The organism is Aquipuribacter hungaricus (genome assembly GCF_037860755.1).
Classification (GTDB): Bacteria; Actinomycetota; Actinomycetes; order Actinomycetales; family JBBAYJ01; genus Aquipuribacter; species Aquipuribacter hungaricus.
In genome coordinates, this window is the sequence record NZ_JBBEOI010000419.1 from 1 (window position 1) to 1390 (window position 1390).

Annotated in this window: 1 protein-coding gene and 1 pseudogene; both read left to right on the forward strand. The window is 80.1% G+C overall.

What is annotated here, in order from left to right; genetic code table 11:
• The coding region (locus tag WCS02_RS20305) for a hypothetical protein (protein ID WP_340296130.1) at nt 1-1095 on the forward strand (1095 nt) is incomplete at its 5' end.
• Nucleotides 1092-1390 (forward strand): annotated as a pseudogene (locus WCS02_RS20310) (hypothetical protein); the annotation flags it as partial. The gene WCS02_RS20305 and the pseudogene WCS02_RS20310, both read left to right, overlap by 4 nt.

A 1390-nucleotide genomic window follows, 5' to 3' on the forward strand; every position in this document is an offset into this window, starting at 1 on the left:
AGCCCGGCCGCGCGCGCCGGGGCCGGCTGGTCCGCCCTGGTCCCGTTCCCGGTGCTCGGGCCGGCGGCCGGGGCCTACGGCGACGCCTCGCTCGCCTGGCGCTGGGCCTCCGCCGGCACCCGGGACCCGTCCCTGGCCGCCGTGCGGGCGGGTGTCGGGGTCGCGGTGCACGGGCTCGTCCACGCCACGGTCGGCGCGGCGGTCGAGCGCACCCTGGACGCGCTCCTGCCCGACCCGCCGCGCCCGCCGGCCGCGCAGCCCGCGACCCGGCTCAACGTCGTCGGCCCCGACGTCCAGGACACCGGCGCCGGGCCCGAGGGCTTCGTCGTCTACCTGGACGGGGTCGGCCGGTGCGAGCGCCGGACCACACCCGTCGGCCGTGGCCTCGCCGCGGCGCTCGCCGAGCGGCTGCCCCGCTGGACGGTCGTGCTGTCGCTCATGCCGAACGACGTCACGCAGGAGCCCGCGTGGAACCGCCCGGTCACCGGGCGGATGTGGCGCCGGCTGCACCGGCTCTCCCCCGTCACCACCCTGGTCCGCGGCGTGTGGGAGGCCGTGGTCGCGGTCGACCCGCGCTACCGCGAGCGGCTGGCCGAGGAGCACACCCGCCACGTCGTGCAGCACCTGGTCGCCGCGGGCTACGCCGTCGGCAGCGGCGCGCCGGTCGTGCTCGTCGGGCTGAGCGGCGGCGCGCAGACCGCCCTGCGGGTCGCCTCGGAGGTGGCGCGGTCGCTGGGCGGCGCCCCGCTGGACGTCGTCACGCTCGGCGCCTTCGCCGACGGCGGCGCCGACCTGGACGGGGTGCGCCGGGTCCACTCGGTGGTCAGCTGGGGCGACCCCGCCGAGCTGCTGCCCGTGCTGCTGTTCCCCTCCCGCTGGACGGCGCTCGGCGTCGGGGCCTGGCGGCGCGCCAAGGTGGCCGGCACCGTCGTGGTGCGCCGGCACGACTTCGCCACCCACATCGGTCCCGGCGGTTACCTCAGCCCGACCGCGCACGCCCCGGACGGCCGGACCCGGCTGGCGCAGGCCGCCGACGTGGTCGCCGCCGCCGCCCGGCAGCTGCTCGCGGACCGGACGCGGGTGCCCTCGACGTGACGGTCAACCCCCGACGGCCGGCGTCGCTGTCGATGGCCGCCGCCAACGCGGTCCCCGGACCCGACCCCGCCGAGCGGCTCGAGGCCGCGCACACGAGCGCGCAGGCCGTCGTCCAGCGGCTGCGCGACGGAAGCGACCCCGCCGCGGGCGAGCGGATGGTCGCGGCGGTCGACACCGACGAGGGCCTCGACGCGGCCGCCCGGCTGTGGGCCGTGGCGTCGCCGGTGTCGCTGCCGGGCGCGCTCTGGCGGCTGGTCGCGCTGCGGGCCGGTGTCCGGCGGGCGCCCGGCCAGGC